Here is a 3,279-nt window from a genome sequence, read left to right as displayed (position 1 = left end):
GATCTTGCCGGTCAGCAGCTTCTCGATACGGTCGAACGCGTCGGCCTCGACGATGCGCAGCTGGTCGTTCAGGTCCAGGCGGAAGCGCTTGAGTTCGTCGTCGATGATCTGCTGGGCACGCTTGTCGCGCGTGATGCCTTCGCGGGTGAACACCTGCACGTCGATCACGGTGCCTTGCGAGCCCTGGTCCACGCGCAGCGAGGTGTCCTTCACGTCCGAAGCCTTCTCGCCGAAGATGGCGCGCAGCAGCTTCTCTTCCGGCGTCAGCGTGGTCTCGCCCTTGGGCGTGACCTTGCCGACCAGCACGTCGCCAGGCAGCACTTCGGCACCCACGTAGATGATGCCGGAGTCGTCCAGGCGGTTGAGCTGTTGCTCGGCCAGGTTGGGGATGTCGCGGGTGATTTCTTCCGCGCCCAGCTTGGTGTCGCGCGCCATGACCACCAGTTCCTCGATGTGGATCGAGGTGTAGCGGTCTTCGGCGACCACGCGCTCGGAGATCAGGATCGAGTCTTCGAAGTTGTAGCCGTTCCAGGGCATGAAGGCGATCAGCATGTTCTGGCCGATCGAGATTTCACCCAGGTCGGTCGAAGCGCCGTCGGCGATCACGTCACCCTTGCCCAGCTTGTCGCCCTTCTTGACGATGGGACGCTGGTGGATGTTGGTGTTCTGGTTGGAACGCTGGTACTTGATCAGGTTGTAGATGTCCACACCGACTTCACCGGCCACGGCCTCGGCGTCGTTCACGCGGATCACGATGCGGGTCGCGTCCACGTAATCGACCACACCACCGCGGTTGGCGGTGACGACGGTGCCGGAGTCGATCGCAGCCACGCGCTCGATGCCGGTGCCGACCATCGGCTTTTCCGGACGCAGCACGGGCACGGCCTGTCGAGACATGTTGGCGCCCATCAGTGCGCGGTTAGCGTCGTCGTGCTCCAGGAAGGGCACCAGCGAAGCGGCCACCGACACGATCTGTGCGGGCGACACGTCCATGTACTGGATGGTGTCGGCCGGGGTCAGGATGGATTCACCCTTTTCACGGGCGGAGATCAGGTCACCGGTCAGGCGGCCTTCAGCGTCCAGGGCCGCGTTGGCCTGGGCGATGACGTACTTGCCTTCTTCGATGGCCGACAGGTAGTCGATCTCGTTGGTCACCTTGCCGTCCACCACGCGACGGTACGGGGTCTCGATGAAACCGTACTCGTTCAGGCGGGCGTAGAGGGCCAGCGAGTTGATCAGACCGATGTTCGGGCCTTCCGGCGTTTCGATCGGGCACACGCGGCCATAGTGGGTCACGTGCACGTCGCGCACTTCGAAGCCGGCGCGCTCGCGGGTCAGACCGCCCGGGCCCAGGGCCGACACGCGGCGCTTGTGGGTGATCTCGGCCAGCGGGTTGGTCTGGTCCATGAACTGCGACAGCTGGGACGCACCGAAGAACTCCTTGAGGGCCGCGGAAATCGGCTTGGAGTTGATCAGGTCGTGCGGCATCAGCGGCTCTTGCTCGGCCTGGCCCAGACGCTCCTTGACGGCCTTCTCGATACGCGCCAGACCGGTGCGGTACTGGTTCTCGGCCAGTTCGCCGACGCAGCGCACGCGGCGGTTGCCCAGGTGGTCGATGTCGTCGACTTCGCCGCGACCGTTGCGCAAGTCCACCAGGATCTTGACCACGGCCAGGATGTCCTCGTTGGACAGCACCATCGGGCCGGTGGATTCGTCGCGGCCCACGCGGGCGTTGAACTTCATGCGGCCCACGCGCGACAGGTCGTACGTGTCCGGGTTGTAGAACAGGCGGTGGAACAGGGCCTGCACGGCGTCTTCGGTCGGCGGCTCGCCGGGGCGCATCATGCGGTAGATGGCCACGCGCGCGGCGAACTCGTCGGCGGTTTCATCGGCACGCAGGGTCTGGCTGATGTAGGCGCCCTGGTCCAGTTCGTTGGTGTACAGGCACGGCAGTTCCTGCACGCCGGCGCTGCGCAGCTTCTTGAGCAGCGCTTCGGTCAGCTCGTCGTTGGCCTTGGCGATGATCTCACCGGTGTCCGGATCGACCACGTTCTTGGCGACCACGCGGCCGATCAGGAAGTCTTCCGGCACGCTGATGTGCGTGGTGCCCGACTGCTCCAGTTCGCGGGTGTGGCGCACGGTGATGCGCTTGTCCTTGGCGACCACCACCTTGCCGGCCTTGTCGGTGATGTCGAAACGGGCCACTTCACCGCGCAGGCGCTCGGACACGAAGGCCATCTGCGCACCGCTGTCCATCAGGCGGAAATGGTCGTTGACGAAGAAGTTGGCCAGGATGCTTTCCGGCGTCAGGCCGATGGCCTTGAGCAGGATGGTGACCGGCATCTTGCGGCGGCGGTCGACGCGGAAGAACAGCACGTCCTTCGGGTCGAATTCGAAGTCCAGCCACGAACCGCGGTAAGGAATGATGCGGGCCGAGAACAGCAGCTTGCCCGAGCTGTGCGTCTTGCCCTTGTCGTGTTCGAAGAACACGCCCGGCGAGCGGTGCAGCTGCGACACGATCACGCGCTCGGTGCCGTTGATGATGAAGGAACCCTTGTCGGTCATCAGGGGCACTTCGCCCATGTAGACCTCTTGTTCCTTGACTTCCTTGACCACCTTGGACTGCGAGGTCGAGGACTCGCGGTCGTAAATGATCAGCTGCACGCGGGCGCGCACAGCCGACGCAAAGGTCAGGCCACGGGTCTGGCACTCACGCACGTCGAACGCCGGCTTGGCCAGGTTGTACTCGACGAACTTCATCTCGACAAAACCGTTGTGCGAGACGATGGGGAAGGCGGCCTCAAAGGCGGCCTGCAGGCCCTCGGTGGTGCGCTTCTTGGGCGCGGTGTCGGCTTGCAGGAACGCGGTGTAGGCGTCCTTCTGCATCTGCAGCAGGTAGGGGATCGCGAGCACGTTCTCGCGGCTGCCAAAGCTCTTGCGGATGCGCTTGCGTTCGGTGTAGGAATATTTCGATGCGGATGCCATGAGATCTCCGGGCTTGAGGTCTGCGGCGACTGATCGGCCAACCCGACGCTCGAGGCGCCGGGTGACGGGCTTGGCGGCAGGCCACTACCTGCCGTTGGCGGACGGCCTGCGCGTTGCACGCAAGCCCGAACCAAGTGGTCTTCTGCAGTCGGGGTCAGAAAACACTGCTAAACAGACTGTGCAAATCTGCTTAGCGGTGTTTCATCAAAACACTGCGCCAGTGCCATCAGCACTGGCGGCTCTGAAAGCACCAAAGGCTGGAGGCCCTTTCGAGCACTCCAGCCTCTGTTGGAG

Annotated in this window: 1 protein-coding gene; it reads right to left on the bottom strand. The window is 63.9% G+C overall.

The genetic code is table 11. From position 1 onward, the window contains the following. Positions 1 to 2,985, bottom strand: a 2,985-nt coding sequence (gene rpoB, locus ACR2JA_RS16835; protein WP_434010226.1) for a DNA-directed RNA polymerase subunit beta, incomplete at its 3' end; no start/stop codon positions are given. Positions 2,986 to 3,279 lie beyond the last annotated feature (294 nt).

Origin of the sequence: Hydrogenophaga sp., from assembly GCF_051007235.1 — a bacterium.
Taxonomy (GTDB): domain Bacteria; phylum Pseudomonadota; class Gammaproteobacteria; order Burkholderiales; family Burkholderiaceae_C; genus Hydrogenophaga.
This window is presented reverse-complemented; position numbering and strand designations above follow the sequence as displayed.